This window comes from Actinomadura sp. DC4, assembly GCF_030406325.1.
Classification (GTDB): domain Bacteria; phylum Actinomycetota; class Actinomycetes; order Streptosporangiales; family Streptosporangiaceae; genus Actinoallomurus.
In genome coordinates, this window is record NZ_JAUEQY010000013.1 from 74,412 (window position 1) to 99,773 (window position 25,362).

27 protein-coding genes and 1 pseudogene are annotated in these 25,362 nt (G+C 71.8%); 12 read left to right on the forward strand and 16 right to left on the reverse strand.

Going from position 1 to position 25,362, the window contains the following annotated elements; all coding sequences use genetic code 11:
* Positions 1-71: 71 nt before the first annotated feature.
* Both QWU11_RS21925 and mshC read right to left on the reverse strand, forming a co-directional pair.
* Positions 72-1,100: a LacI family DNA-binding transcriptional regulator gene (locus QWU11_RS21925; RefSeq protein WP_290116035.1), complete on the reverse strand. Its 1,029-nt coding sequence runs from the start codon at positions 1,098-1,100 to the stop codon at positions 72-74.
* 173 nt (positions 1,101-1,273) lie between these two features.
* Positions 1,274-2,527, reverse strand: a complete 1,254-nt coding sequence (gene mshC, locus QWU11_RS21930; RefSeq protein ID WP_290116036.1) for a cysteine--1-D-myo-inosityl 2-amino-2-deoxy-alpha-D-glucopyranoside ligase — start codon at positions 2,525-2,527, stop codon at positions 1,274-1,276.
* Positions 2,528-2,720: 193 nt separating this feature from the next.
* On the opposite strand from mshC, the gene QWU11_RS21935 reads away from it, so the two are divergent.
* Positions 2,721-3,641, forward strand: a complete 921-nt coding sequence (locus QWU11_RS21935; RefSeq protein ID WP_290116037.1) for an alpha/beta hydrolase-fold protein — start codon at positions 2,721-2,723, stop codon at positions 3,639-3,641.
* 1 nt (position 3,642) lies between these two features.
* Here QWU11_RS21935 and QWU11_RS21940 read toward each other — a convergent pair whose 3' ends face one another.
* Genes QWU11_RS21940 through QWU11_RS21955 form a run of 4 tightly spaced genes read right to left on the reverse strand, consistent with a single transcriptional unit; the run spans position 3,643 to position 6,384 of the window.
* Entirely contained in the window at positions 3,643-4,368 is a 726-nt protein-coding gene (locus tag QWU11_RS21940; protein ID WP_290116038.1) for an NRDE family protein, read from the reverse strand.
* A 2-nt stretch (positions 4,369-4,370) separates the two neighbouring features.
* Positions 4,371-5,135, reverse strand: coding sequence for an SCO1664 family protein (locus QWU11_RS21945; protein WP_290116039.1), 765 nt, complete (start codon positions 5,133-5,135; stop codon positions 4,371-4,373).
* A 27-nt stretch (positions 5,136-5,162) separates the two neighbouring features.
* Complete coding sequence (locus QWU11_RS21950; protein WP_290116040.1) at positions 5,163-5,711, reverse strand: DUF3090 domain-containing protein; 549 nt, start codon at positions 5,709-5,711, stop codon at positions 5,163-5,165.
* A gap of 10 nt (positions 5,712-5,721) precedes the next feature.
* Positions 5,722-6,384: a histidine phosphatase family protein gene (locus QWU11_RS21955; protein WP_290116041.1), complete on the reverse strand. Its 663-nt coding sequence runs from the start codon at positions 6,382-6,384 to the stop codon at positions 5,722-5,724.
* A gap of 100 nt (positions 6,385-6,484) precedes the next feature.
* Here QWU11_RS21955 and corA point away from each other — a divergent pair, with 100 nt between their 5' ends.
* Positions 6,485-7,456, forward strand: coding sequence for a magnesium/cobalt transporter CorA (gene corA / locus QWU11_RS21960; RefSeq protein ID WP_290116042.1), 972 nt, complete (start codon positions 6,485-6,487; stop codon positions 7,454-7,456).
* Between the two features lie 85 nt (positions 7,457-7,541).
* On the opposite strand, the gene QWU11_RS21965 is transcribed toward corA, so the two are convergent.
* Both QWU11_RS21965 and QWU11_RS21970 read right to left on the reverse strand, forming a co-directional pair.
* On the reverse strand, positions 7,542-8,090 hold the full coding sequence (locus tag QWU11_RS21965; RefSeq protein WP_290116043.1) for a hypothetical protein: 549 nt from the start codon (positions 8,088-8,090) through the stop codon (positions 7,542-7,544).
* On the reverse strand, positions 8,087-8,407 hold the full coding sequence (locus QWU11_RS21970) for a hypothetical protein (protein ID WP_290116365.1): 321 nt from the start codon (positions 8,405-8,407) through the stop codon (positions 8,087-8,089). The genes QWU11_RS21965 and QWU11_RS21970 overlap by 4 nt, the downstream gene beginning before the upstream one ends.
* A gap of 3 nt (positions 8,408-8,410) precedes the next feature.
* Between QWU11_RS21970 and QWU11_RS21975 the strand changes: the two are divergent.
* Positions 8,411-8,567: pseudogene (locus QWU11_RS21975) on the forward strand (IS481 family transposase); the annotation flags it as partial.
* Between the two features lie 2 nt (positions 8,568-8,569).
* Here the strand turns inward: QWU11_RS21975 and QWU11_RS21980 are convergent.
* From QWU11_RS21980 to QWU11_RS21995, 4 genes are all read right to left on the reverse strand, one after another.
* The gene (locus QWU11_RS21980; RefSeq protein WP_290116044.1) at positions 8,570-9,586 is read right to left on the reverse strand and encodes an AraC family transcriptional regulator; all 1,017 of its coding nucleotides are present in this window, start codon (positions 9,584-9,586) and stop codon (positions 8,570-8,572) included.
* A 97-nt stretch (positions 9,587-9,683) separates the two neighbouring features.
* On the reverse strand, positions 9,684-12,524 hold the full coding sequence (locus QWU11_RS21985) for a BTAD domain-containing putative transcriptional regulator (RefSeq protein WP_290116045.1): 2,841 nt from the start codon (positions 12,522-12,524) through the stop codon (positions 9,684-9,686).
* Positions 12,525-12,837: 313 nt separating this feature from the next.
* On the reverse strand, positions 12,838-13,491 hold the full coding sequence (locus tag QWU11_RS21990; RefSeq protein WP_290116046.1) for an MOSC domain-containing protein: 654 nt from the start codon (positions 13,489-13,491) through the stop codon (positions 12,838-12,840).
* A gap of 50 nt (positions 13,492-13,541) precedes the next feature.
* Positions 13,542-14,360: an undecaprenyl-diphosphate phosphatase gene (locus QWU11_RS21995; RefSeq protein ID WP_290116047.1), complete on the reverse strand. Its 819-nt coding sequence runs from the start codon at positions 14,358-14,360 to the stop codon at positions 13,542-13,544.
* A gap of 127 nt (positions 14,361-14,487) precedes the next feature.
* Here QWU11_RS21995 and QWU11_RS22000 point away from each other — a divergent pair, with 127 nt between their 5' ends.
* The 3 genes from QWU11_RS22000 to QWU11_RS22010 all read left to right on the forward strand — a co-directional run bounded on the left by QWU11_RS22000 (position 14,488) and on the right by QWU11_RS22010 (position 17,791).
* Entirely contained in the window at positions 14,488-15,432 is a 945-nt protein-coding gene (locus QWU11_RS22000; protein ID WP_290116048.1) for an aldo/keto reductase, read from the forward strand.
* 67 nt (positions 15,433-15,499) lie between these two features.
* Positions 15,500-17,101, forward strand: coding sequence for a helix-hairpin-helix domain-containing protein (locus QWU11_RS22005; protein WP_290116049.1), 1,602 nt, complete (start codon positions 15,500-15,502; stop codon positions 17,099-17,101).
* 123 nt (positions 17,102-17,224) lie between these two features.
* Positions 17,225-17,791: a hypothetical protein gene (locus tag QWU11_RS22010; RefSeq protein ID WP_290116050.1), complete on the forward strand. Its 567-nt coding sequence runs from the start codon at positions 17,225-17,227 to the stop codon at positions 17,789-17,791.
* A gap of 43 nt (positions 17,792-17,834) precedes the next feature.
* On the opposite strand, the gene fabI is transcribed toward QWU11_RS22010, so the two are convergent.
* Positions 17,835-18,596, reverse strand: coding sequence for an enoyl-ACP reductase FabI (gene fabI, locus QWU11_RS22015; protein WP_290116051.1), 762 nt, complete (start codon positions 18,594-18,596; stop codon positions 17,835-17,837).
* Entirely contained in the window at positions 18,597-19,301 is a 705-nt protein-coding gene (locus QWU11_RS22020) for a beta-ketoacyl-ACP reductase (protein WP_290116052.1), read from the reverse strand. It lies immediately after the preceding gene.
* A gap of 116 nt (positions 19,302-19,417) precedes the next feature.
* On the opposite strand from QWU11_RS22020, the gene QWU11_RS22025 reads away from it, so the two are divergent.
* Genes QWU11_RS22025 through QWU11_RS22035 form a run of 3 tightly spaced genes read left to right on the forward strand, consistent with a single transcriptional unit; the run spans position 19,418 to position 22,665 of the window.
* Positions 19,418-20,917 (forward strand): TldD/PmbA family protein, encoded by a 1,500-nt coding sequence (locus QWU11_RS22025; RefSeq protein ID WP_290116053.1) that lies wholly within the window; start codon positions 19,418-19,420, stop codon positions 20,915-20,917.
* On the forward strand, positions 20,914-22,293 hold the full coding sequence (locus QWU11_RS22030; RefSeq protein WP_290116054.1) for a metallopeptidase TldD-related protein: 1,380 nt from the start codon (positions 20,914-20,916) through the stop codon (positions 22,291-22,293). Before QWU11_RS22025 ends, QWU11_RS22030 begins: the two co-directional genes overlap by 4 nt.
* A 3-nt stretch (positions 22,294-22,296) precedes the next feature.
* Entirely contained in the window at positions 22,297-22,665 is a 369-nt protein-coding gene (locus tag QWU11_RS22035) for a VOC family protein (RefSeq protein WP_290116055.1), read from the forward strand.
* Positions 22,666-22,672: 7 nt separating this feature from the next.
* On the opposite strand, the gene QWU11_RS22040 is transcribed toward QWU11_RS22035, so the two are convergent.
* Both QWU11_RS22040 and QWU11_RS22045 read right to left on the reverse strand, forming a co-directional pair.
* Entirely contained in the window at positions 22,673-23,308 is a 636-nt protein-coding gene (locus QWU11_RS22040) for a haloacid dehalogenase type II (RefSeq protein WP_290116056.1), read from the reverse strand.
* A gap of 41 nt (positions 23,309-23,349) precedes the next feature.
* Positions 23,350-23,562, reverse strand: coding sequence for a dodecin (locus QWU11_RS22045; RefSeq protein WP_290116057.1), 213 nt, complete (start codon positions 23,560-23,562; stop codon positions 23,350-23,352).
* Positions 23,563-23,822: 260 nt separating this feature from the next.
* Here QWU11_RS22045 and QWU11_RS22050 point away from each other — a divergent pair, with 260 nt between their 5' ends.
* From QWU11_RS22050 to QWU11_RS22055, 3 genes are all read left to right on the forward strand, one after another.
* Positions 23,823-23,960: an alpha-hydroxy-acid oxidizing protein gene (locus QWU11_RS22050; protein WP_290116058.1), complete on the forward strand. Its 138-nt coding sequence runs from the start codon at positions 23,823-23,825 to the stop codon at positions 23,958-23,960.
* Positions 23,961-23,985: 25 nt separating this feature from the next.
* Positions 23,986-24,369, forward strand: coding sequence for an alpha-hydroxy-acid oxidizing protein (locus QWU11_RS47380; protein ID WP_354670878.1), 384 nt, complete (start codon positions 23,986-23,988; stop codon positions 24,367-24,369).
* 476 nt (positions 24,370-24,845) lie between these two features.
* Positions 24,846-25,190 (forward strand): DUF3099 domain-containing protein, encoded by a 345-nt coding sequence (locus QWU11_RS22055; RefSeq protein ID WP_290116059.1) that lies wholly within the window; start codon positions 24,846-24,848, stop codon positions 25,188-25,190.
* Positions 25,191-25,362 lie beyond the last annotated feature (172 nt).

Genomic DNA, 25,362 nt, shown 5'->3' on the forward strand with positions numbered 1-25,362 from the left:
GGCCACCACCCCACGGGTGATTCGCGCTATCGATGCCACTTCCACTCCCCTTCCTAGGGTTCTTTCGCACTTCAGTTCACGGGCTCGGGCCCCCGCCACTCCCGTAGGACCAGTTCCGGTCTCAGCAGCACTCCTTCCGGAGGGCCGCCCGCGCCACGCAGTTCGCCGATGAGCAGCGCGACGACGCGCCGCGCCACCTCGGCGAGCGGCTGGCGCACGCTCGACATCGGCGGCGACATCAGGGTCGCCGCGAACGAGTCGTCGAAGCCGACGACCTCGACGTTCGGCCGCCCGCCGGGGCCGTTCCCGCCCGCGAGCCGCGCGCCGACCGCGAAGGTGTCACTGCCGCAGGCGAAGGCGGTCGGCGGGTCGGGGCGGCTCAGCAGCCAGGCGGCGGCCGAGGCCGCCGCGTCGACGGTCTCGGCGCTCGTTCCGTCGAGGTCACCGACCTCCAGCCCGTGACGCCGTGCCGCCGCGGCCCAGCCGGCGCGCCTCTCGTCTCCGAACCCGGTCCCCTCCGGCCAGCCCAGGTAGGCGACACGGCGGTGACCGCGCGCGGCCAGGTGGTCCACGACCCGCGCGACGCCGTACGCGCCGTCGACGTCCACCCAGCGGAACTCGTCCTGCCGGTGACCGCGCGGGCGGCCGAAGCACACGAAGGGGATGCCCCGCCCGGCGAACCAGGGCAGGCGCGGGTCCTCGACCTCGACGTCGAACAGGACGAAGCCGTCGACCGTGCCCGTACGGATCAGGTCCTCGTACGTGGCGAGCTCGTCGTCGACGGTGGCGAAGACCAGCACGTGGTAGCCGGCACGCCCGGCGGCCTCGGTGAGCGCGTGCAGGAACCGGTCGAGCAGGTTGCTGACCCCGGCGGGGGGCACCATCTTGAGCCCGATGCAGCGGCTCGCCCGCTCGCGGAGGTTCTGCGCCGCGCGGTTCGGGCGGTAGCCGAGCTCGTCGATCGCCCGCCGCACCCGCGCCGCCGTCTCGGCCGCGACCCGCTCGGGCGCCTTCAGGACGTTGGACACGGTCTGGCGCGAGACGCCGGCGGCAGCGGCGACCTGAGAGATCGTCACGCCCGTCGCGTCTCGGCCGCTCATGGGCACACTCCTCGGCGCAGGTGCCCGGAGATCACCGGTTTTGATCGTTCAAATTTTCATCGCCGCGCCGGGCGTGTCAAGAACGGATCACCATTTGTTTCACATATGTTGCGCAGGTCCGTGGCCTGGGGCGGGCCCGGCCTGCCGTTGTGACACTCCCCCAGGCGCTGCGCCTAGAGGGCGATGCCGAGCAGGGCGTCGACCGTGAGCCGGAACAGGTCCGGGGCGGCGCCCTCGTCCTCGCGGTCCTCGGCGGTGATGCTCAGGGCGTGATCCACCCAGCGGTCGGCCGCGGCCAGTGCCGACGGGGCGTCGAGGTCGTCGGCGAGGTGCCGGCGGACGTCGGCGACGAGGTCGCGCGCCGCCGGGCCACCGGCCAGCCGGGCCGCCTCGCGCCAGCGGGCCAGGCGGGCCTGGGCGCGGGTCAGGTCGTCGGCGGTCCACTCCCAGTCCGAGCGGTAGTGGTGGGCCAGCAGGGCCAGGCGGATCGCCATCGGGTCGGCGCCGTCGCCGCGCAGGCCCGACACGAACACGAGGTTGCCGCGCGACTTGGACATCTTCTCGCCGTCCAGGGCCACCATGCCCGCGTGGACGTACGTACGCGCGTGCGGGTGCTCGCCGGTCGCGACCTCGGCGTGGGAGGCGCCCATCTCGTGGTGCGGGAAGACCAGGTCCGAGCCGCCGCCCTCGACGTCGAAGGACATGCCCAGGTTGTGCACCGAGATCGCGGCGCACTCGACGTGCCAGCCCGGCCGGCCGCGGCCGAACGGGGAGTCCCAGGACGGCTCCCCCGGGCGTTCGGCCTGCCAGAGCAGCGCGTCCAGCGGGTCCTTCTTGCCCTTGCGGCCGGGGTCTCCCCCGCGCTCGGCGAACAGCGGCAGCATGCCCGCCGGGGTCAGGCCGCTGACCGAGCCGAACCTCTGGTCGGCCGAGATCGGGAAGTACAGGTCGCCGTCGAGGTCGTACACGGCGCCGCGCGAGCGCAGCAGCTCGATGAACTCGATGATGAGCGGGATCGACTCGACCGCGCCGGCGTACTCGCGCGGCGGCAGGACGCGCAGCGCGGTCATGTCCTCGCGGTACAGCTCGATCTCCCGCGCGGCCAGGGCCCGCCAGTCCTCGCCGATGTCCCTGGCACGCTCCAGGAGCGGGTCGTCGACGTCGGTGGTGTTCTGCACGTAATCCACCTCGTGCCCCGCGTCGCGCCACACCCGGTTGACCAGGTCGAAGGCGAGATAGGTCGCGGCGTGACCGAGATGGGTCGCGTCGTAGGGCGTGATGCCGCAGACGTACATCCTCGCGACCGGGCCCGGAGTGACCGGGCGCAGGGCTCCCGCGGACGAGTCGTGCAGTCTGAGCGGAGGTTCCGCGGGCGGCAGGCCGTGTTCGGCCAGGCCGGGGACCTTGGGGGCGGGCCACGATCGCATACCACGCAGCCTATCCACGCCGCAGGAGCGTTACGGACGCGGCTCCCGCGCCGGGTGCCGAGATCATCGTCACCTCTGTGAACGGTAAAGACTTGTCATTCCCGCGCGAGGCCGCGCGCCGGCCCCCGGCGGGTGTGCGAATGTGGTGCCGCTCGCCCCCCGTCCCCTTGATCGCCGGGATTCCGCCTGCATCGTGCCGAAACATCGCAAGGCCTGCCACCGAGGCCCGCGCTCCGCGGGTCTTCTTCTGTGGGCGGGATCACTGGCCTTCGCGCTCGGCACGGCGTACGTCTCGGTCAACCTCGGCGTGCACCACGGCTCCGCCGAGACCCGGGCGGACGGCGAGACGCCCGGCCCGGCGCGGCCCGGACTCGCCCGGATCCAGGTCACCGACCCGGCCGACCACAAGGCCCACGGCGTCTACGTCTGGCGGCCCGACGTCCCTGAGACGCGCGCGCTGCCGGTGCTCTACTTCCTGCACGGCGTGCCGAGCGACCCCGAGAGCGTCGTGAACTACGAGGGGCTCGCCAAGCGGGTCGCGGCCTACGTCGCCCACGGCGGCACCCCGTTCGTGCTCGCCGTGCCGGACGGGAACGGCAGCCACCACGACGACACCGAGTGGGCGAACGCCGCCGACGGCTCGGACCGGATCGAGGACCGGCTGCTCGATGAGGTCATCCCGGCGGTCGAGGGCACGCACCGGCGGGACGCGGCGCACCGGGCGATCGGCGGGTTCTCCATGGGCGGGTACGGCTCGATGAACCTCGCGCTGCGGCACCCGGCCGTCTTCGGCACGGTCGTGTCCATCTCCGGGTACTTCGACGTCGACGACCCGTCCCGCATGTTCGGCGGCGACGCGAGCGTGATCGCGGCGAACCGGCCGGACCGGAACCTCGCCGCCGCCCGTCACCTGAAGATCTTCCTGGCCGCCGCCGCGAGCGAGACCAACCCGGTGGTGCGGGGTGAGCCGCAGCGCTTCAAGGGGCTGCTGGACGCCGAGGGCGTGCCGGCGGTCCTCGACGTACGGCCGGGCGGCCACGACTGGGACTACGTGCGCAGCGTGCTGCCGGACGCCTTCGCCTTCCTCTCCCGCGCGTGGGCGGCCGGGACCTGACTCAGGTGAGGGGGACGGTGCGCCAGGACGCGGGGTCGCCGGGTGCGGCGGAGAAGTCGTAGCGGACTCCATCCGGGCCGAACGTCACCAGCGAGACCGAGGTGGTTCCCCAGATCCGGCCCTCGCCCAGGTCACGGCGGACGATCAGCGCCCGGTCGTCGGAGACGTCCAGGCCGTCGCCGTCCAGGAGGTGGAGCCACGCCGGCCGGTCGCGTGCGGCGGACTCGAACAGCGGGCGGAAGTGCGCGACGCGGGCGGACATGAAGTCGTCGCCGCCCTCCGTGCCCGCCTCGGCCAAGCCGCTGTTGACCACGAAGTGCAGGCCGGGCTCCAGCTTGTGCACGACGAGCCGCTCGCCGTCCCAGCTCCGTACGCTCACGCCCGACGGGTCCGCGCCGATGAGGTGGAACGGGTCGAAACCCTCCAGGTCGCCGTCGAGCGCGCCGGTCGCGGCGAGCGTGAGCGGCAGCGAGCCGCGGGACCGGCGGAGGGACGCGGGCGCCTCGCGGCCCCGGCCGTTGAGGACGCAGGCCACGCGCGGCGCGGCCGGGTCGAGCGCCAGCCAGGTGCCGCCGGCCAGCTCGTCGATGCCGCCGATCAGGCCGGGGTGGTCCGGCCAGTGACGGGCGGGAGGACGCCAGGCGCGCGCGGTCATCTCGTCACGTACGCCGGCCAGGACCAGCGGCACCCGCGCTCCCGGGTCGTACCCGACGATCGCCGTGCACACGGCTACACCGGCGGCCAGGGAATGGCGGGCCAGTCCTCTGGGGGGTAGGGGTGGATGCGGTGCTTGAGCATGAGCTCGACGCGGCCGAGGGTGGCCTCGACCTCCTCCTCGCTCAGCAGGCTCTTCAGCCGTGAGACCAGGCCGTCGCGGCCGAAGGCGCGCCGGAGCTTCTGCAGGGCCTCGACCGCCTCTCCGGTGAGGTCCTTGCCGCGCCACTGCCACAGGACGGTGCGCAGTTTGTACTCGTCGGAGAAGCAGACGCCGTGGTCGCATCCGTACACGTGTCCGCTTGTGGTCGGCAGCAGGTGCCCGATCTTGCGGTCGGCGTTGTTCACGACGGCGTCGAAGACGGCCATGCGGCGTACGGCGGGGTCCTCGCCGCGGGAGAGCGTCAGCAGGTCGACCTCGGCGTCGTGGTCGATCCACAGCTGCACCATGCCGGGCCCGAACGGGCCGTCGCGGTGGACGGTCGGCGGCACGACCTGCCAGCCCATGTGCTCGGAGATGACGTACGCGGCGACCTCACGGCCGGCGAGGGTGCCGTCGGGGAAGTCCCACAGCGGGCGCTCTCCGGAGATGGGCTTGTAGACGCAGTTGGCCCGCAGATCGTCGAACTCGATGGCGCAGTACAGCGTCGCGTTGGTCGCCGCGACCAGCCGTCCCTCGACGGTGATCTCGCCATGCTGGAGCAGGCGGATGGCGGCTTCGGTGTCGGCCGGGCCGACCGATCCGTCGCCGCCCACGCCGTACCGGGAGGGCTGACTCATGGCTCTAGTGTCCGTGCGATCGACATTTCAGCCAAGATGGCCATTCTGACGGGGGCAGACATGGCCCTGGGAGTCGAGGGGCAGCCCGCACAGCGGGCAGGGCGGCCGGCCCGCGGCGACGATCTTGAGGGCTCGCTGGGCGAAGGCGCGTGCCTGGCCCGCGGTGATGCGGACGCGCAGGACGACGACGGCGGGGTCCTCGCTGCCGATCTCGGCCTCGTCGTCCTCACCCTCCGTCACCTCCTGGGCCTCGATCACGACGCGCTCGTCGTCGGGGTCCCAGGCGAGCGCCATCGTGCCGACCCGGAACTCCTCCTCGATCGGCTGCTCGAGCGGCTCGTCGTCCTGGAGCTCGACCGGCGCGACCGCGGGTACGGCGGCGGCGCCGCCCTGGCGCAACACCTCATCGAGCAGCTCTTCGAGGCGCTCTGCCAGCAGCGTGACCTGGAACTTCTCCAGGCCCACGCTCGTGACGCGGCGGCCCGCCCGAGCCTGCAGGAAAAAGGTGCGGTCGCCAGGCTGGCCAACGGTGCCCGCCACAAACCTTTCGGGCATGTCGTATGCGATGACCGGCATGAGGACGACCCTACGCTCCGCCACCGACCGGCGCGTCACTGTCCTGGCCGGACTTCGCAAGAAGATCGTCGACTTTCCCGCCGTTGTCGTTCAGGCGGACGACGAAGGGCCGCGTCTCCGTGTAACGGATCACGGTCAGCGAGGCCGGATCGGCCTGGATGCGCTGGAACTGGTCCAGGTGGAGGCCGAGCGCGTCCGCGATGATCGCCTTGATGATGTCGCCGTGGCTGCACACGAGGAACGTCGCGTCCGGCTTGAGGCCGTCGTTCCACTCCCGTACGGCGGTCACGGCGCGGTGCTGGGCGTCGGCCATGGCCTCACCGCCCGGGAAGCGCACCGCGCTCGGGTGGGCCTGGACGACCTTCCAGAGCTCTTCTTTGGCCAGCTCCTCGAGGGGACGGCCGGTCCACTCGCCGTACCGGACCTCGCCGAACCGGTCGTCGGTGCGCAGCTGGAGACCGTCGCGGCCGGCCACGACCGCCTGGGCGGTCTCCTGGCAGCGGTCCAGCGGGCTCGCCACGATCAGGTCGAGGGGTATGGGCGCGAGTCGCGCCGCGAGCTCGGCGGCCTGCGCCCGGCCGCGCTCGTTGAGGTGCACGCCGGGCGTCCAGCCGGCGAGCACCGGTCCGGTCATCTCGGTCAGCCCGTGACGCACCAAGAGGAGAGTTGCCACGTCGTGAACTGTAGCCGCACAAGGGACGGCGATTGACCCCGAAGGTCACGGGTAGGTCATGGGTCGCCCTCATCAGCGCCTCACCCGGGATAATGCCGTCATGATCATGGATTGCGCCATCTATCGGAAGGGTGTTCGCGACGATGTCCAGGGCGACCTCAGCGACGCCCTCGACGCCGCCCGCGAAGTCGGCGACAGCTTCATGTGGATCGGCCTGCACGAGCCGACCACCGATGAGTTCGACCAGGTCGCCGGAGAGCTGAAGCTGCACCCCCTTGCGATCGAGGACGCCGTCCACGCGCACCAGCGCCCGAAGCTCGAACGCTACGGCGACATGCTGTTCGTGGTCATCAAGACGCTGCGCTACATCGACGCGACATCCGACATCGAGGTCGGCGAGATCATGCTGTTCCTCGGCAGGGACTTCGTCATCACCGTCCGGCACGGCGAGGGACTGCCGCTCAAGGCCGTACGCCAGCGGCTGGAGGCCGACGGCGAGCTGCTCCGCCACGGGCCGAGCGCGGTGCTCTACACGGTGCTGGACGAGATCGTGGACCGGTACGGCGCGATCGCGCACGAGGTCGAGACCGACATCATCGACCTGGAGCGCCGGGTGTTCGCCCCGCAGCGGACCACGGTCACCGAGGACATCTACGAGCTCAAGCGCGAGGTGCTGGAGTTCCGCGGCGCAGAGGACCCGCTCATCCCGGTGCTGCAGGACATCGTGAAGGGCCGCGTGACGGTCGCGCAGGGCACGCTGGAGTACTTCCGCGACGTCCTGGACCACCTCCTGCGCGTCGACGAGCAGGTCGACTCGCACAACGAGCTCCTGACGAACGTCCTGAACGCGCACCTCGCCCAGGTCGGCATGCAGCAGAACGAGGACATGCGCAAGATCTCGGCCTGGGCCGCGATCCTGGCGGTGCCGACCATGGTCACCGGCGTGTACGGCATGAACTTCGAGCACATGCCCGAGCTGCACCAGTGGTGGGGCTACCCGGCGGTGATGATGATCATCGTGGGCGGCTGCGTCGGGCTGTACCGCTGGTTCCGCAAGAGCGGCTGGCTGTAGCCGGCGGCGGGCGGCACGGAAGCCGGCTACGCCGCCCGGCCGTCGGCCGGGCGGCGCCCCTCAGTCATTCATCGCATGACGGCGATCACCGCTTGAGGTAGAGAGCGAGGTAGCCGTTGTAGTCGAGGCAGGCGATGTAATAGCCCAAGTACGCGTAGTCGGCCGACAGGGATTCGGCGGTGAGCTTGCAGGTCTCGAGGTAGAGGAAGTTGCCCACGGCCCAGGTGACGGTCCCCCACCGTATCCAGCCGGCCGGAGCGTTCGCGGCGGGAGAGGCCGCTCGATCGACGGCATGACCGCCGGCGTCCGACGCGGGGATGTACGGGGAGACGTTCCGGACAACAGCCGGACCGTGGGCGACCGGAGCGACGGCGGTATGCGACGCCGGATTCGCGGCGAAGGCCGCCTGCCCCCCTCCGACCAACAGGCCGACGGCCAGAACGAGAGGGGTGATGAAACGATTCAGTCTCACGATTTCTCCAAACTTCTCGACGATTTCCGGCCGTTCACGAGCCGGTCGGGCCGGGTCCGCGGAATTTGCGACCAGCGCCGAATTGGCAGGTGTCGATGACGGTAGTTCGGTGACCTGTGCGCCGGAAGATCTGGTTTCCTTTTCTGCGCTATTCGGATTCAAGGCGGCGGATATCGGCCACCGGCGTTGTCTCCGGCCGTGATGAGCGATGCTCCAACGGTTTGGGCGCCGGACCCTTTGACGGCGATGAGGTCGGGTGCGGCTTGTTCGGTGAGCCGCTGGAGATGCCCGTCCAGAGCCTTGATCTCGTGGTCGAGTTGCTGGTAGCGGTGGGCGATTGATTTCATCGCGAGCCTGGTGACCGCGGACGAGGTGTCCGGCTCGGCTCCTGGGCGCCATCGGGTGGCGGTGTGGATCAGCTCTGTCCGGTGCAGAACGCGGATTCGCTCGCGAAGTGTGTCCGGGGCGGTGACGATCAAGGGCGCACCCTCGCCGGCGGCTGGGCACTCGGGCGCTTCCACACCTCCGAACAAACCCGCCGCAAAGCCCTGGCTCCATCACTACGACCACCACCGGCCCCACCCCGCCACCGGCGGCAAACCACCCATCACCAGGTCGACCAGCGTCCCTGGGCAATACGGCTACTGCGAGCGGCGCAGAGTTTCAGACGGAAGTGTCCCGTACAGCGAGCGGTACTCCGCCGCGAGCCGTCCGAGGTGCGTGAAGCCCCATTTGTTCGCCAATGACGCGACGGTGACCGTGCTGGGGTCAGATGTTCGCAGGTCGGCGTGGACCTTGCCGAGTCGCACGCGGCGCGCGTACGCCATGGGTGACATCCCCATATGACGTTTGAAGGCATTGTGCAGGGTGCGCGCGCTGACCCGGCAATGCAGCGCGATCTGCGAAACGGTCACAGGCGTGTCGGCGTGTTCCTCGATGAAGTCGACGGCGGCCCGCACGGTGGCCGAGTTGGGTACGGAGACCGCCCGCTCGAGTTCCCGGGTGTACCGATGGCGGCTCGCCAGCAGGAGGCCACGTGCCAGGCTGTCGGCGAAGGGAGCCGCGACGAGCGGATTTTTGAGCAGCGCGGACGCTTGGCCGATGTTGGCGGCGAGACTCATCCAGCTGGCCGCGGGCTCGACGTCGATCGGCAGAGCCGGCGCGAACACGATCGGCCGGCCGGCGGGAGCGCCGGTCATCCCCCTGAGCGCGGCATCGACGACTTCGCTGTCGAGCCGCATCGTCAGAATTCGGGTGCCGCCGGGCCAGCGCCTGACGGCGCTGGGATCACCAGGTCCGAAGATCGCGGCGTTGGCCTTGTCCGCGGTGTTCTCGACGTCGCGGTGCTTGTAGGCGATCACCCCGTTCAGGGGGATACTGATCCGAAATTTCGGGACGACCTCCACGAAGTCGAGTTGGGCATCCTCCCCGTACAAGATCTCCCCGAGCTCGGCCGGGCCGCTGCTGTACAGGCGAAGGCGATATCGGAATGATCTCTCCCGATTTCCGAGCAGCGTGACACTCCTGAAGATCACTTTCCCCTTCCAGAACCGAAGATAATCCTCCACTGAATCGGTCCTGTACTCCGCGATCGTTCCAGGCGCCGCGATGCTCGCGATGCCGTCCATCGATTGCGCTTCGGCCGCGTCAGTGGTCATGTTCGCCCCCCGGGGGAGATGCCGTACGCGCCTCCGGGTCATGACCGAGCGGCGCGCGGGGAGCGTAGGCAGAATCGGCTTCCGGAAAGCTGACGATTCACTGACGCGCGGACGGATCGGGTACGGCAAGGCCTTTCAGCCGGTCGCGCACCTGCGCGGCCTCCGGGTGGTCGATCTCCTCGAAGATGCCGAGCGCGTCGCGCCACGCCCGCGCGGCCCGGCCGTCATGGCGGGCCGGACGGTGGGTGTCGCCGACGTGCACCAGAGTGTCGGCCTCCAGATAGCGGTCGCGGATCGCGCGGTACAGCCGCAACGCGTGCTCGTAGCACTCGAGCGCCCGGTCGTGTTCGTGCAGGTGGTGATGGGCGTAGCCGAGGCTGTCCCACGCGGCGGCCTCGCCGTTGCGATCGCCGATCTCCCGCTGGATCGAAAGTGCCCGGCCGCACTCCTCCAGGGCCTCTTCGTACCTGCCCATCAGGATGTACGTCCACCCCACCTCGTTGGCGACATTCGCCTCGCCGTTGCGCCGGCCGATCGTGCGGTAGAGGGCGTTCGCGTCGGCGTAGTGGGCGAGCGCCTCCTCGTACCGTCCACGCCGGTTGGCCAGGTAGGCGGAATGGCGATGGACTCTGCTCTGGCCGGTGCGGTCGCCGATCTCGGCGAACAGTTCGAGGGCGCGCGCGAGATGGGCGTCGGCCTCGTCCCACCGCTCGAAGCGACCGCTGACGAGGCCGAGTGCCTTGTGCCCATGGGCCTGACCCGGGATGTCGCCCAGGCGGTGGGCCGCCTCCAGCGCCGTCGTCTGCGCACCGAGCTGTTCCTGCCAGCGGCCGATGTGGTCCAGATACAGGTCCAGGGTCGCGGCCAGCCGCCAGCTGTGCTCACCGCTGCCGTGCCGCGCGTCCTCCTCGATCGCGGCGAGCAGGACCGAACGGTTGACCTCCAGCCAGTCGGCCGCGTCGGCCTGGTCCGCGAGACGCGGGACGGTCACACCGGGCAGGTGGGGCCGCAGCGAGATGCGTTCCCTACCGGGCGCGAGGGCGCTGTCGGCCGCGTGCGCGCTGTGCAGGTAATGGTCGAGCACGCGGCGCCGGGCCAGGTCCAGGTCCGGTGCGCTGTCCTGCGCACGGCCCAGTTCGGAGGCATAGGCGCGCAGCAGTTCATGGCAGCCGTAGCGGCCCGGCACGGGCTCGGTCAGCAGATGGGCGCGGACCAGCTCCGCGAGCAACGGACGGACCTGGCCGGCCCGCTGCCCGGTCAGGCTCGCCGCGGCGGCGAGCGAACAGTCGGGCCCCGGGTGCAGGGCGAGCAGGCGGAAGACCCGGGCGGCCGCGGGGGTGAGGAGTCGGTACGACCAGGAGAAGGCACTGCGCGCGTCCGCGGCGGGTACTTCGCCGGAGAACGCGTCGAGACCGTCCTCGCTCTCGCGTAATTCGGCGGCGACGGACGCGAGTGGGAAGCCCGGGTTCACGACCGCGCGGGCACAGACGATGGCGAGCGCCAGGGGAAGGCGTCCGCACAGGGTGATGATCTCCGCGACGGCGTCGGGTTCTCGTGCGACGCGTTCGGTTCCGAGCCGGCGGGACAGGAGCTCGCGGGCGTCCGCGTGGCTGAGCACGTCCAGCGTCAGGTAATGCGCGCCCTGGCCGGCCACCAGGCCGTAAAGCTGGTTGCGGCTGGTGACGACGACCAAGCAACCGGGCGTGCCGGGCAGCAGGGGGCGAATGTGCTCGGTGTCCCGCGCGTTGTCGAGAACGATGAGGACGCGCCGGTCGGCGAGGAGGCTGCGGTACAGCGCGGCCTGCGCGTCCAGGCCTGCGGGTATGCCCTGTGCGGGGACGCCGAGCGCTTCGAGGAACGATCGGAACACCTCGGCCGCGCTCATGATCGAACCGGTGGGATGGAAGCCGCGCAGGTCGGCGAAGAGCTGCCCGTCGGGGAAACGGCCGGCGACGCTGTGTGCCCAGTGCACCGCCAGGGTCGTCTTACCGACCCCGGCCATGCCGCCGATCGCGCTGATCACCACCGCCGACAAGGCTTCACTGGATACGGGTAACAGGTCCTGGACGCGGGCGAGTTCATCGCGACGGCCGCTGAAGGCGGCGATGTCCGCGGGGAGTTGCGCCGGACGCACCGTACGGACCGTGCCCGCCTGTACCTCCGCGGCATCCTCCCCCGCCCTTCCCGGGCTTTCGCCGGGTTCGGCCGGCTCGCCGCCCGCGGACGACGTCGGGGCACGGAAGCGGAGGACACGTCGCTGAGCGGCCTGTAGTTCGGGGCCCGGCCGTACGCCCAGTTCGTCGGCGAGGCGGGTGCGGACGATCCGATGGACGTCCAGGGCCTCGGCATGGTGCCCGGTGGCCGCGAGCACCAGGATCAGTTCGGCCTGCAGTCCTTCGTCCAACGGATGCTGTGCGGCGGCCTGCCGGAGCGTCACCAGCACCCGTGCGCCCAGCCCCCCTCCGGACTCCAGTGCCAGTTCGGCCGCCTCCTTGACGGCGGCCAGATGCTCGTTGTCGAGGGCGGTGAAGGCCTGGTGGGATCTCACCTCGGCCGCGATCCCGGAGGCCACGGGCCCCCGCCACAGCGCCAGCGCCTCGACCAGCGATTCGGTCGCGGCGGCCGGTCTCCCGTCCCGGACGGCCCGATCCGCCTGCCGCCGCAGGGCCCGGAAGCGGAGCAGGTCGAGGGAGTCAGGGTCCACGTCGAGGCGGTAGCCGCCCGAGTCACGTACCAGCCACCGTGACTCGCCCCCGGTCTGGAGTTCGGGTTCGAGCAGCCGGCGCAACGCTCCGATGTGGCGCTGGACGACGTTGACGGCGGTGTCCGGTGGGTCCTGCCCCCAAAGGACGTCCACGATCTCGTGGACGGCGACCGGATGCCCGGCTTCGGTCAGCAGCAACGCGAGCAGAGCGCGCTGCTTGGGCGGACCCAGCACCAGTTCCGTCTCGCCGCGCCAGGCTCTGACGGGTCCGAGTACGGCGAATCGTGTCCGTACCGAGTCCTCTGTGCCGGCGGTGAGGGAGCATTCGACCGCAGCCCCAGGCGTCCTGGTACGGGACGCGCCTGGTCGCTCGAGGATGGGGCCCGCTTCGTGGGCCGCGAGCGCGGCCGGAGATCCGGAGAGTCCTGTGTCGATGGCGCACCACCTCGCTCGGCCCAGAGGAGACGTTTCCCCTGACGTCCAGCATTATCCGGTCGCGAAGCCCGGCAACCCGACAGATTCTTCGACGAACTTCCGGCGCAGGACACTAGGCGGACAGACGCCTGCGAACGCGCTCCCTGATCTCCCTGTGCAGGTCGTCGGCGGCGGCCTCCAGGCGCGGGAGGAGCTCGGGTTCGCGGGTCAGGGCGCGGAAGGTGAGGGCGACGGTCACGTCGTGGGCCGGCCGGCGCACGATCTCCACCGTGTCGCCGGCGCGGACGTCGCCGGGTTCGATCACCCGGAGGTACGCGCCCGGCACGGCCGCCTCCGTGAAGCGGGTCATCCAGCCCTCGATGCCCAGCCGGCCCTCGAAGGTCACGCAGGGGATGCGCGGGGACGTCACCTCCAGGATGACGTCCGGGCCGATCCGCCAGCGCTCGCCGATCAGGGCGCCGTTGACGTCCAGGCCCTGGGTCGTGAGGTTCTCCCCGAAGTCGCCGTTCGACAGGGGCCGGTCCAGCTCGGCCGCCCACGCGTCGAGGTCCTCGCGTGCGTAGGCGTACACCGCCTGGTCCGTGCCGCCGTGGTTCTTGACGTCGTGCGCCCGGTCGCCGGCGAGCCCGACCTCACCCGTGCCCTTGGGGCCCGGGGCCGTGACGGCGACCGGGCCCTCCACCGGCCGCTTGTCGATGCCCGTCGACGGAAGGCGCTTCCACGGGTTGGGCCGGGGCCGGCCGACGTTGACCGAGAGCAGCCTCATACCTGTGACCGTACGTTCGGCCCGGCACGAAGGCCACCCGGTGAAGGACGCTACGTCGCGGCGACCGCGCCCGCCGCGAGGAGGCCGAACAGGATGCCGCCGAGCGCCACCCGGTAGTAGACGAACACCATGGTCGAGTGGCGGACGAGGAACTTCAGCAGCCATGCGATCGAGGCGTAGCCGACGACGAACGACACCAGGGTGGCCACCGCGGTGCCGGCCACCGGCAGCGAGCCGTCGCCGACCTTGCGCAGCTCGAACAGGCCCGACAGCACGACCGCCGGGATGGACAGCAGGAAGGAGTAGCGCGCGGCCGCCTCACGCGTGTAGCCGAGGAACAGGCCGCCGGTGATGGTCGAGCCGGACCGCGACGAGCCGGGGATCAGGGCCAGGCACTGGAACCCGCCGATGATCAGACCGTCGCGCAGGTTGAGGTCGCCGATCTCGCGCTTCTGCCGGGCCGCCCACTCGGCGATCAGCAGCACGAGTCCCATGACGATCAGCGTGCCCGCGTTGATCCACAGGTTGCGGGCCGGGCCCTCGATGGCGTGGCTGAACACCAGGCCGACCGCCGATACCGGGATCGTGCCCAGGCCGACGTACCAGCCCATCCGGGCGTCGAGGTGGTGCCGGAGCTCCTTGTCGAACAGGCTGCGGAACCACGTCGTGACGATGCGGATGATGTCTCGCCAGAAATAGATGAGCACCGCGAGCATCGTGCCCAGCTGGATGACCGCCGTGAAAGCCGCTCCCGGATCCTTCCAATCGAGCAACCGGGGCACGATAAGAAGGTGAGCGGAGCTGGAGATCGGCAGGAACTCGGTGAGCCCCTGGACGACTCCGAGCACGGTCGCTTGCACGAAATTCACGGGTGCGGGATCTCCTTCGACCGCCCGTGACCGGGCGATGTCTCACTCAGCGGGTAACGCGGAAAGCCTAGCGACCAGGACGGGTGCGTGCGGACGAACCCCGCCGCGCCCGATACGCTCCGCAGGCATGGAACAGCGTCACCTCGGCCGAAGCGGACTGGCCGTTTCCCGCCTCGGCCTGGGCACGATGACGTGGGGCGGCGATACCAATCCGGATGACGCCGCCGACCAGCTCACGACGTTCGTCTCGGCGGGCGGCAGCCTCATCGACACCGCCGACGTCTACTGCGGGGGCGACAGCGAGCGGGTGATCGGGGACCTGATCCGCGACCTCGTGGACCGCGACGACCTGGTCATCGCCACCAAGGCCGTGCTGACCGCCGAGGGCGCGCGCGACGCCTCCCGCCGCCACCTCCTCCGCGCGCTGGACGCCTCGCTGGACCGGCTCGGCGTCGACAACGTGGACCTGTGGCAGTTGCACGCCTACGACCCCCGCACGCCGCTGGAGGAGACGCTGTCCGCGCTGGACGAGGCCGTCTCCTCGGGCCGGGCGCGCTACGCCGGGGTGTCGAACTACGGCGCGTGGCAGCTCGCGACCGCCGCGACGTGGCAGCGCGCCTGGCCGGGCCGTACGCCGGTCATCTCCACGCAGGTGGAGTACTCCCTGCTGCGGCGCGACGTGGAGGACGACGTCGTGCCGGCGTCGCTCGAACTCGGGGTGGGCCTGCTCCCGTCCTCTCCCCTGGGCCGGGGCGTGCTGACCGGGAAGTACCGCACGGGCATCCCGGCCGACTCCCGCGCGGCGGCCCCGCACTACGCCGACTTCGTCCAGCCCTACCTCAACGAGCGGGCCGCCCGGATCGTGGAGTCGGTGTCGACGGCCGCGGAGGGCCTCGGCGTGTCGCCGCTGGCCGTGGCGCTGTGCTGGGTACGCGACCAGCCGGGCGTCGTGGCGCCGATCGTGGGGGCCCGTACGGCGGGCCAGCTCGCCGTCATCCTGGAGACCGAGCAGATCACGCTCCCGGGCGAGATCCGCGACGCCCTCGACGACATCTCCTCCGACGACGACTGAACGACCGACCGCCGGCCGCCGTGGATCGCGCGCGCCGGGTGCGCCCGGCGTCATAGGGTGACCGTCGATGACCGACACATTTTTCGGCCCGCCCGCCGCGCTGACCGAGCTGTTCGCCTCCGCGGAGGTTCCGTCCCGGCTCGCGTACGCCGCCTTCGTGCGCCTCGGGCCGGGCGCCGCCGACGCGCTGCGTGACAACCCCTGGCGGCTGCTCCGCGTCCCGGGCATACGGCCTGAGCAGGCCGACTTCTTCGCCAAACGGCTCCTCGGCGACGAGGCCGGCCCACGCGACCCGCGCCGCGTCGTCGAGCTCGCCGCGCACCTGCTGCTGCGCGCGGCCGGCGACGGGCACACCGTGACGCCCGTCACGACGCTGCTGTCCGCGCTGGAGGCCTACGACCCGGGCGACGCCGTGGAGGCGCTGCGCGCCGCGATCGGCGCGGGAGAGATCACGCTCGCGGGCGAGGGGACCGAGACCGAGCTGCTCGGCCTGGCCGAGTTCGCCACCGCCGAGGAGACGGTCGCCGAGGGGCTGGCCCGGCTCACCGCGATGGCCGACCCGCTGCCGCCCGTCGACGGCGCACCCGAGGCGATCTTCGAACACGGCGTCACCGTCCTCACCGGCACGCCGGCGGCGATCGAGCGGACCGTACGCGCGCTGGCGGACGCGCCGAACGTCATCGTCCTCGCCGCCACCGACCGTGCCGCCAAGGACGCCGGCGGCGAGCGGTCGGCCCACCTCACGCTGGGCCCCGGCCCGGACGGCTACTCCAGAGGCGTCGACAGCCCCCTCGAGGCCGACCTCGTCATCGTCACCGAGGCCAGCACCCTCGACGTCGTACACGCGGCGGCGCTGGTCGAGGCGTGCATGGACGGCACCCACCTCGTCCTCGCCGCCGACCCGGCTGCGCCGTCACCCCCGGCCGCCGGGCGGGTGCTCGGCGACGTCATCGCCTCCGGGGTGATCCCGGTCACCGCGCTGCCGGCCGAGGACGGCGATGCGATCGACCGCGTGGCCGCCGCGGCCCGCGAGGGCGGCCTGGTGCCGGTGGACCCCGCCGACCGTACGGTCGTCATCGTGCCGGCCGGCGAGGCGCGCGAGGCGGCTCACCGGGCGGTGCAGCTCGTCACCGACTCGATCCCCCGCGCCCTCGGCATCCCGGCCGGGGACGTCCTGGTCGTCACGCCCGCCCAGCGCGGTGAGGCCGGTGCGAACGCGCTCAACCAGGCGCTCAAGGAGCGGCTCAACCCCGGCCCCGGCCCGTACGACCCGGGCGACCGGGTGGTGGCGGCGACGGACCTGCCGACGGCCGCCGCCGGTGAATTCGGCGACGTGGTGGCCGCCAAGCCGGACGAGGACCGGGTCGACGTCGCGTTCGACGCCGGCACCGTCACGGTGCCCGGCGCCGCGCTGCGGCACGGCTGGGCGGTGACCGTGCAGCGCGCGCAGGGCACGCGCTGGCCGGCCGTCGTCGCCGTCATGAGCGGTGAGGCCGCGGGAGTGCTGACGCGCCCGCTGGTCGTCGGGGCCTTCACCCGGGCGCGGCGGCACCTGTCCGTGGTGCACGCCGCCGGGCCCGAGCTCGCCCTCGCCGTGCGCGAACGCCAGGAGCCGGCGCGCCGGACCCGCCTCGCCGAGCTGCTCCGTGAGAACCTCGCCGACCTGTGACCATGCGTGCACATCATGGTGACACTTTGTGATCATACGAGCGTGTTGACTCGTCCGTAAGTAAGTGGTCACTGGCATCCTCTTTGGACGTGATGTTCAATAGAACTCACCGAGGGGAGCGATATGGCGATGAGACGAGACCGGTGGCGCGTCGGCGCGACATCGGCGACGTTGTCGGCCGGCGCACTCGTGTTCTTCGTCGCGGCGGCGGGCCCGGCGTCGGCGGAGACGCGGTCGGCGGCGACCGGCCTGGACGAATGCAAGCTCGGCAAGCTGCTGTGCGGCCTGCTCGGCGCCGGCACGGGCACTCCGGCGGCGCCGCCCAGTGCCACCGCCAAGCCGAGCAGTGCTCCGAAACCCAAGCCCAAACCCGCCGCCAAGCCCGCGCCCGCGCACCACGGCTCGTCCGGCGGGGGTTCGGCCGGCGCGCCGCTTCCGGGGGGCGACGTCCCCGACATCGCGGTGCCGGACTCGACCGTGACGCCCGCGCTGCCCGGCGCCGCGGACCAGGACCCGCTCGTGCTGCCCGAGGCGGCGCCTCAGGGGCAGGCGCCCGCGGCGCGCCTGGTCGCGGAGACGGCCCCCGCCGGCGACACGGTGCCGCCGATGCTCGTGGCGACCGCGTCCGGACTCATCGGCGCGCTCGCGGCCCTCAACCTGAGCGTGCTGCGGCGCCGCCGGAACGACTGAGACCGTACGGCGGTCACCGCCGTACGGTCCTCACGTCGGTTGATCAGCCGACGGCGTGGACTCCGCCGTCGACGTGCACGATCTCGCCGGTCGTCGCCGGGAACCAGTCCGACAGCAGCGCCACGCAGGCCTTCGCGGTCGGCTCGGGGTCGCCGACGTCCCAGCCGAGCGGCGCCCGCTCCGGCCAGACGTCGGTGAACTGGTCGAAGCCCGGGATGCTCTTGGCCGCCATCGTCTTGAGCGGGCCGGCCGCCACGAGGTTGACGCGGACGTTCTCCGGGCCGAGGTACTTGGCGAGGTAGCGCGCGGTCGACTCCAGACCGGCCTTCGCGACGCCCATCCAGTCATAGACCGGCCAGGCCTGGCTGGCGTCGAAGTCGAGCCCGACGACCGAGCCGCCGGCCTTCATCAGCGGCAGGCAGGCGGCGGTGAGCGACTTCAGGGAGTAGGCCGAGATCTGCACGGCGGTCGCGACGTCACCCCACGGCGTGCTCATGAAGTTGCCGCCCATGGCGGTCTGCGGCGCGAACCCGATCGAGTGCACCACGCCGTCGAGGCCGTCGGTGTGCGCGCGCACCTGGTCGGCCAGGCCATCGAGCTGCTCCTCACTGGTGACGTCGAGCTCGATCACCGGCGCGGGCTCCGGGAGCCGCTTGGCGATGCGCTCCACCAGCGACATGCGCCCGAAGCCGGTGAGCACGACCGTCGCGCCCTCCTGCTGCGCGAGCCGCGCGATGTGAAAGCCGATCGAGGCGTCGGTGAGGACGCCCGTCACGAGGATGCGTTTGCCGTCGAGAATGCCCATTCAGTGCCCCATTCCAAGGCCGCCGTCGACCGGGATGACCGCGCCGGTGATGTAGGCGGCGTCGTCGCCGGCCAGGAACCGTACCGTCTTGGCGATCTCCGTGGGCTCGGCGATGCGGCCCAGCGGGATCTGCTTCCTGATCTCGGCCTGCCGGTCCTCGCCCAGTGCCGCCGTCATGTCCGTGTTGACGAAACCCGGAGCGACGACGTTGACGGTGATGCCGCGCGAGCCGAGCTCGCGGGCGAGGGACCTGGCGAAGCCGACCAACCCGGCCTTGGACGCGGCGTAGTTGGTCTGCCCGCCCGAACCGAGCAGCCCGACCACGGACGAGACCAGGATGATGCGGCCCCTGCGCTTGCGCATCATCTGCCGTACCGCGCGCTTGGAGACGCGGTAGGCGCCGGTCAGGTTGGTGTCGAGAACCGAGGAGAACTCCTCCTCGCTCATGAGCGCGAGCAGGTTGTCCTTGGTGATGCCGGCGTTGGCCACCAGCACCTCGACGGGACCCTGCTCCGCCTCGACCTTGCCGAAGGCGGCGTCGACGTCCTCGACGCTGGTGATGTCACAGCGGACGCCGAACAGGTCTTCGGGCGGCTCGCCGGAACGGTAGGTCACGGCGACGGCGTCTCCCGAGCTCTTGAGCTCGCGGGCGATGGCCAGCCCGATTCCCCGGTTGCCACCGGTGACGAGGACTGAGCGAGTCATTCGGAAACCTCTCCTTAGCGGTTCTGGCGAGCCTATTGGGCTACCTGTCGGTAGCACGAGCGCGGTAGCGCCAAGGGTGACCTGCCCGTCTTTGTAGGACGCGATAGGTTGCAGCAGTGCGAGAGATCGATCCCGAATTCACCGCCCTGCCGTTGCGCGCGCTCGCCGACGCCGCGCTGTCACGGGCCTGCGACCTCGGCGCCGAGCACGTCGACTTCCGTCTCGAACGGATCCGGCGGCAGACGCTGCGGCTGTCCGACGGCCAGCTCGAGACCGCGGCCGACACCGATGATCTGGGCTTCGCCGTACGCGTCGTCAAGGACGGCACGTGGGGCTTCGCCGCGGGCATCGACCTGACGCCGGACGCCGCGAAACGCGTCGCCGAGGAGGCGGTCGAGGTCTCGAAGGTGGCCGCCGCGATCAACCGCGAGCGCATCGAGCTGGCCCCCGAGCCGGCCTACGGCGAGCGCCTCTGGATCTCCTCCTACGAGGTCGACCCGTTCACCGTGCCGATCGGTGACAAGGTGGCGCTGCTGTCGGACTGGAGCCGGCGGCTGCTGGCCGACGACCGGGTCGCGCACTCCGACGCCTCGCTGCTGCAGGTCAAGGAGAACAAGTTCTACGCCGACGCGGCGGGCACCGTCACCACCCAGCAGCGCGTGCGCGTAGCGCCGGTCGTGACCGCGGTCGGCCTGCACGAGGGCGGCTTCGACACGATGCGCAGCCTCGCGCCGCCGGCCGGGCGCGGCTACGAATACCTCACCGGCCCGACCTGGGACTGGGACGCCGAGCTGGCCCGCATCCCCGACCATCTCGCCGAGAAGCTCGCCGCGCCGTCCGTCGACGCGGGCGTGTACGACCTGGTCGTCGACCCGTCCAACCTGTGGCTGACCATCCACGAGTCGATCGGGCACGCCACCGAGCTGGACCGGGCGCTGGGCTACGAGGCGGCCTACGCCGGCACCTCGTTCGCCACGCCCGACAAGCTGAACAACCTGCAGTACGGCTCCAAGGTGATGAACATCGTCGGCGACCGTACGGCCGAGCACGGCCTGTCGACGATCGGCTACGACGACGAGGGCGTCGAGACGCAGAGCTGGGACATCGTCCGCGACGGGCGGTTCGTCGGCTACCAGACCGACCGGCACATCGCGCACCTGACCGGGCGCGAGCGCTCGAACGGCTGCGCGTTCGCCGACTCGCCCTCCAGCATGCCGCTGCAGCGCATGGCCAACGTCTCGCTCCAGCCCGCGCCGGACGGCCCCTCGACCGAGGAGCTGATCTCCGGCGTCGACCGCGGCATCTACATCGTCGGCGACAAGAGCTGGTCGATCGACATGCAGCGCTACAACTTCCAGTTCACCGGGCAGCGCTTCTACAAGATCGAGAACGGCCGGCTTGCCGGGCAGCTCCGCGACGCCGCCTACCAGGCGGTGACCACCGACTTCTGGAACTCCATGGAGGCCGTGGGCGGCCCGGAGACCTACGTCCTCGGCGGCGCTTTCAACTGCGGAAAGGGCCAGCCCGGCCAGGTCGCGCCGGTGAGCCACGGCGCGCCGTCCGCCCTCTTCCGCGGCGTCAACATCCTCAACGCGGTCAAGGAGGCCGGTCAGTGACCACACCGCAGGAGACGGTCGAGCGGGCGCTGTCGCTGTCGCGCACCGACGGATGCGTCGTGATCGCGGACGAGTCCACCGGCGCGAACCTCCGCTGGGCGGGCAACACGCTGACCACCAACGGCGTCACCCGGTCGCGCCGCCTGACGGTCATCGCCGTCGCGGGTGAGTCGACCGGCATGGTGTCGCGCGCCGGCGTCACCCCGGACCAGATCGAGGATCTCGTACGCGCGGCCGAGCGCGCCGCGCAGGAGAGCGGCCCGGCCGACGACGCCGCGCCGCTCGTCGATGCCGCGCAGGCGGGCTCCGGCGGCGCGTGGGACGACCCGGCCGCCGAGACGTCGGTGGGGGTCTTCGAGGGCTTCGCGCCCGCGCTCGGTGAGGCGTTCGCCGCGGCCCAGGACGCGTCGCGCCGCCTCTACGGCTTCGCCGTGCACGAGATGAACTCCTCCTTCGTGGGCACGTCGGCGGGGCTGCGGCTACGCTTCGACGAGCCGACGGGCAAGTTCGAGCTGAACGCCAAGACCGAGGACATGTCGCGGTCCGCTTGGGCCGGCACGGGCACGCCGGACTTCCGCGACGTCGACGTGGCGGGCATGGCCGCGAGCCTGACCCGCCGCCTCGACTGGGGCGAGCGCCGGGTCGAGCTGCCCGCGGGCCGCTACGAGACCCTGCTGCCGCCCGGAGCGGTCTCGGACCTGATGACCTACATGTACTGGTCCTCGGGCGCACGCGACGCCCACGAGGGCCGTACGGTCTTCAGCAAGCCGGGCGGGGGCACGCGCGTCGGCGAGACGCTCTCCAACCTCCCGCTGCGGCTCTACAGTGACCCGGCCGCCGAGGGCCTGGAGTGCACGCCGTTCGTGGTCGCCCACGCGTCCAGCCGCGAGTCGTCGGTCTTCGAGAACGGCCTCGCGCTGAACAGCGTCGACTGGATCTCCGAGGGAAGGCTGTCCGCGCTGATCCAGACCCGCCAGTCCGCCGCGCTCACCGGCCTGCCCGTCACCCCGGGCGTGGACAACCTCCTCATGGAGGTCCCCGGCGCGACGGCGACGCTGGAGGAGATGGTCGCGAGCACGCGGCGCGGGCTGCTGCTGACCTGCCTGTGGTACATCCGCGAGGTCGACCCGCAGTCGCTGCTGCTCACCGGCCTGACCCGCGACGGCGTCTACCTGGTGGAGGACGGCGAGGTGGTCGGCGAGGTGAACAACTTCCGGTTCAACGAGAGCCCGGTGGGCCTGCTGTCGCGGCTGTCGGAGGCCGGCGCCACCCGGCGCGGGCTGAGCCGCGAGTGGTCGGACTACTTCACCCGCACCGCGATGCCGCCGCTGCGCGTGGCCGACTTCAACATGTCGACGGTGAGCAAGGCGAACTGACCCTTGCTCGGCATCGGCACGATCGTGATCGGCGCGGCGGACGTACGGCGCGCGGCGGGCTTCTGGACGCGCGCGCTCGGCTACGTCCCGCGCGACGGCGAGGTCGAAGGCGACTGGACCGTGCTGGTGCCGCCCGGCGGCACCGGCCCGGGTCTGGCGATCGGGCTGAGCACGACGCCCGTACAGCGGCACCCGCGGGTCCACCTCGACCTGTACGCGGGCGACGCGGCGGACCAGGCGGCCGAGGTCGAGCGTCTGGTCTCCCTCGGAGCGGAGCGGGTCGACTGGGACCTCTATCCGGACGACCCTGACTTCGTCGTGCTCGCCGACACCGAGGGCAACCGCTTCTGCGTGATCGACACCGGCCGCTGACCGTTCCTCAGTCCAGCTCCCTGACCAGCCCGGCCAGGTCGGGCACCACGAGGTCCGGGCGCGGGCCGACCGGGAGCGGGGCCGCGCCGCCGCGCCGGACCAGGGCCGCGCGGGCGCCGGCGGACCGGGCTCCTGCGCAGTCCCAGCCGTGCGCCGCCACCAGCATCAGCTCGCCGATCCCGACGCCCAGGCGCTCCGCCGCGTGCCGGTACGGCTCCGGCGCGGGCTTCAGCCGCCGTACCTCCTCGGCGGACAGGACCTCGTCCACCAGCGGCGTCAGCCCGGCATTGCGGAACTGGGCGCGTACGAGGTCCAGCGGGTTGTTGCTGAGAGCGGCGAGGCGGAGGCCCCGCTCGCGCAGCGCGGTGAGGGCCCCCGCCACGTCCGGGTGGGGCGGGAGCTCCGCCATGGCCCGTACGAGGCGCTCCCGCTCGGCCGGGGAGACCGGGCGGCCCGCGAGGGGTTCCAGGCAGGCGCCCGCGATGACGGCGAAGCTCTCGTAGCGGCGGGTGGCGGTGGTCACCAGCGCCGTGTGCACCGCGAGGGCGAACCACTCGCGCCGGGCCACGGCGGCGCCGAAGAGCTCCTCGAACAGCCCGTCCAGCGCGCCGAGGTCGAGCAGCGTCTCGTTGACGTCGAACACGAGCGCGCGGGGCGTCCGGCGCCCGCCGTGGCCGGCCTCGATCAGGAGTCCTCGAGCCGGAAGCCGACCTTCAGGCCCACCTGGTAGTGCGCGACCTCGCCGTCGACGATCTGGCCGCGTACCTCGGTGACCTCGAACCAGTCGAGATGGCGCAGCGTCTCGCTCGCCCGCCTGATGGCGTTGCGGATGGCCGCGTCGACGGTCTCGGGTGAGGTCCCGACGATCTCCGTCACCCGGTAGGTGCGCTCCGACATGGTGCCTCCTGTGCCGTGATAATGATCAGGTGATCATCGTCCTTCCCGCGGGCCCTCGTCGCCATGCGGCATCGTGCGCTCCTCCGGGCTGACGGCCGCTGTCCGCCTCTGACGACGAATACGGCACGCTCGAAGAGCGCGCGCGGCGCGTCCTGGGTACGGCGGCTTCCACGCCGGAGGTTCCGGGGACGAGACCACCCTCGTCGCCAACACCCGCGCGTGCTGCGCGACGTCGGCGAGGTGGTGGGGTCGGCACGCGCGTGAGGGTCGGCACGCGCGTGAGCGCGCTCGGCCGGGTGCCGCCGGCCCCGGCGGGCGTGGCGCCGGCCGGCTACCAGACCCTCGCCCACCCGGACGGCGAGGTCGCCACGGCCCGCGGCGGACCCGCGCGCCGCTGAGGGCCCGCGCGGCGCGCGGCGGATCATGGACGTGGCGGTGTCGGCGGGACCGTGGTGGTTCCAGGCGTACGTCCCGCGCGACCGCACCCGCACCCGCGAGCCCGTACGGCGCGCGGCCGGCGCCGGCGCGGCGGTGATCGTGCTCACCGGGGGCACTCCTCCCCCCGGGAGGCGGCCGCGCGGCCGCGACCCGGGACTGGCCCCGGACGAGAGTCTTCCGGGCGAACCTCGGCGACGGCGTCGAGCGGGCCGCCGACGTCACCTACGACGACATCGCGTGGCTGCGGGAGATCTCCGGGCCGCCCGGCGTCGTGAAGGGACCGTCCTGCGCGACGAGGACGCCCGCGCCTGCGCCGCCGCAAGGGCCTCCCGGCTGTGGGTGTCCGACCACGGGTGTGCGGCGGCTTGACGGCGCCGTGACGACCGCGCGAGCGCCGCCCGAGGCCTCGGGCGACGCGACGAGGCCGCCGAGGTCTACGCCGACGACGGCGTCCGTACGGGAGACGTGCTGGGCACGCCGGCCGCCGACGGCGGGCGATACCGCCGCAGGGGAAGCCCTCGGCGCGCAGGCCCGTGGGCGGCTGGCGGCTGGCGGCTGGCGGAGGCGTTTCCGGCGGAGGCGAGTTGCAGTGGCGTACGACGCCGGTCGACCTGCTCAGGCACGAGGGCGATCGCTACCTGGTGGCCCCGCGCGGCCACACGCGGTGGGTGCGGAACATGCGCGTTCGCCGCGTTGTCCTCAGCCGACGGCCGAACCAGGCCGCCTCCTCCTCCGCCTCGCTCGCTGCGTACGGAGGCCCCGAGACGGGCCCGGGGCCTGGCCGCGCTCGCCGGGATCGGCCGGGGGCTGTGTGCTCTTCCGGCCCCGGGACATAACGTGGAGGGGTGAACATCTTCCGGCGGCGCCGCCAAGAGGCCGTCTACACGGTCACAGACGCGCGGCGGCCGATGTCGGAGGACATCGGCTACCGCGAGCGCCGCTACCTCATCACGATGGGCGTCCGCGCCCTGTGCTTCCTGCTGAGCATCCTGTTCGCGGTCACGCTGCACGGCGCGGGGCGATGGCTCGCGCTGGCGGCGCTCGCCGGCGCGGTCGTGCTGCCGTACGTCGCGGTGGTCTTCGCCAACGGAGGCCGCGAGCCGGATAGCTCTGCCCGTTTTGCCCCGTATGAGGGCGAATCGCAGGCCCAAAAGCCGATTTCTGGACCTCGGGATCAAATCGGCTCGTGACAATGTCTTGACTAACTCAGGGGGGGTTCGGTGTACGATTTGTACCGGCGCTCTGGTCCCCCGTCGGGGCGCCCGTGCCGGTGTTCCGGGCCCCCGTCGGAACACCGATGAATGCGACGCCGGGAGGATTGCCCCCGTATCCTCCCGGCGTCGCCATTTCTGAAAACTTTCC

Excerpts from the sequence above, each read along its gene's own strand:
- QWU11_RS21925 (WP_290116035.1), bottom strand. The coding sequence starts at position 1,100 with ATGAGCGGCCGAGACGCGACGGGCGTGACGATCTCTCAGGTCGCCGCT.
- mshC (WP_290116036.1), bottom strand. The coding sequence starts at position 2,527 with ATGCGATCGTGGCCCGCCCCCAAGGTCCCCGGCCTGGCCGAACACGGC.
- QWU11_RS21945 (WP_290116039.1), bottom strand. The coding sequence starts at position 5,135 with ATGAGTCAGCCCTCCCGGTACGGCGTGGGCGGCGACGGATCGGTCGGC.
- QWU11_RS21950 (WP_290116040.1), bottom strand. The coding sequence starts at position 5,711 with ATGCCGGTCATCGCATACGACATGCCCGAAAGGTTTGTGGCGGGCACC.
- corA (WP_290116042.1), top strand. The coding sequence starts at position 6,485 with ATGATCATGGATTGCGCCATCTATCGGAAGGGTGTTCGCGACGATGTC.
- QWU11_RS21980 (WP_290116044.1), bottom strand. The coding sequence starts at position 9,586 with ATGACCACTGACGCGGCCGAAGCGCAATCGATGGACGGCATCGCGAGC.
- QWU11_RS21990 (WP_290116046.1), bottom strand. The coding sequence starts at position 13,491 with ATGAGGCTGCTCTCGGTCAACGTCGGCCGGCCCCGGCCCAACCCGTGG.
- QWU11_RS22000 (WP_290116048.1), top strand. The coding sequence starts at position 14,488 with ATGGAACAGCGTCACCTCGGCCGAAGCGGACTGGCCGTTTCCCGCCTC.
- QWU11_RS22005 (WP_290116049.1), top strand. The coding sequence starts at position 15,500 with ATGACCGACACATTTTTCGGCCCGCCCGCCGCGCTGACCGAGCTGTTC.
- QWU11_RS22010 (WP_290116050.1), top strand. The coding sequence starts at position 17,225 with ATGGCGATGAGACGAGACCGGTGGCGCGTCGGCGCGACATCGGCGACG.
- fabI (WP_290116051.1), bottom strand. The coding sequence starts at position 18,596 with ATGGGCATTCTCGACGGCAAACGCATCCTCGTGACGGGCGTCCTCACC.
- QWU11_RS22020 (WP_290116052.1), bottom strand. The coding sequence starts at position 19,301 with ATGACTCGCTCAGTCCTCGTCACCGGTGGCAACCGGGGAATCGGGCTG.
- QWU11_RS22045 (WP_290116057.1), bottom strand. The coding sequence starts at position 23,562 with ATGTCGGAGCGCACCTACCGGGTGACGGAGATCGTCGGGACCTCACCC.
- QWU11_RS47380 (WP_354670878.1), top strand. The coding sequence starts at position 23,986 with ATGGACGTGGCGGTGTCGGCGGGACCGTGGTGGTTCCAGGCGTACGTC.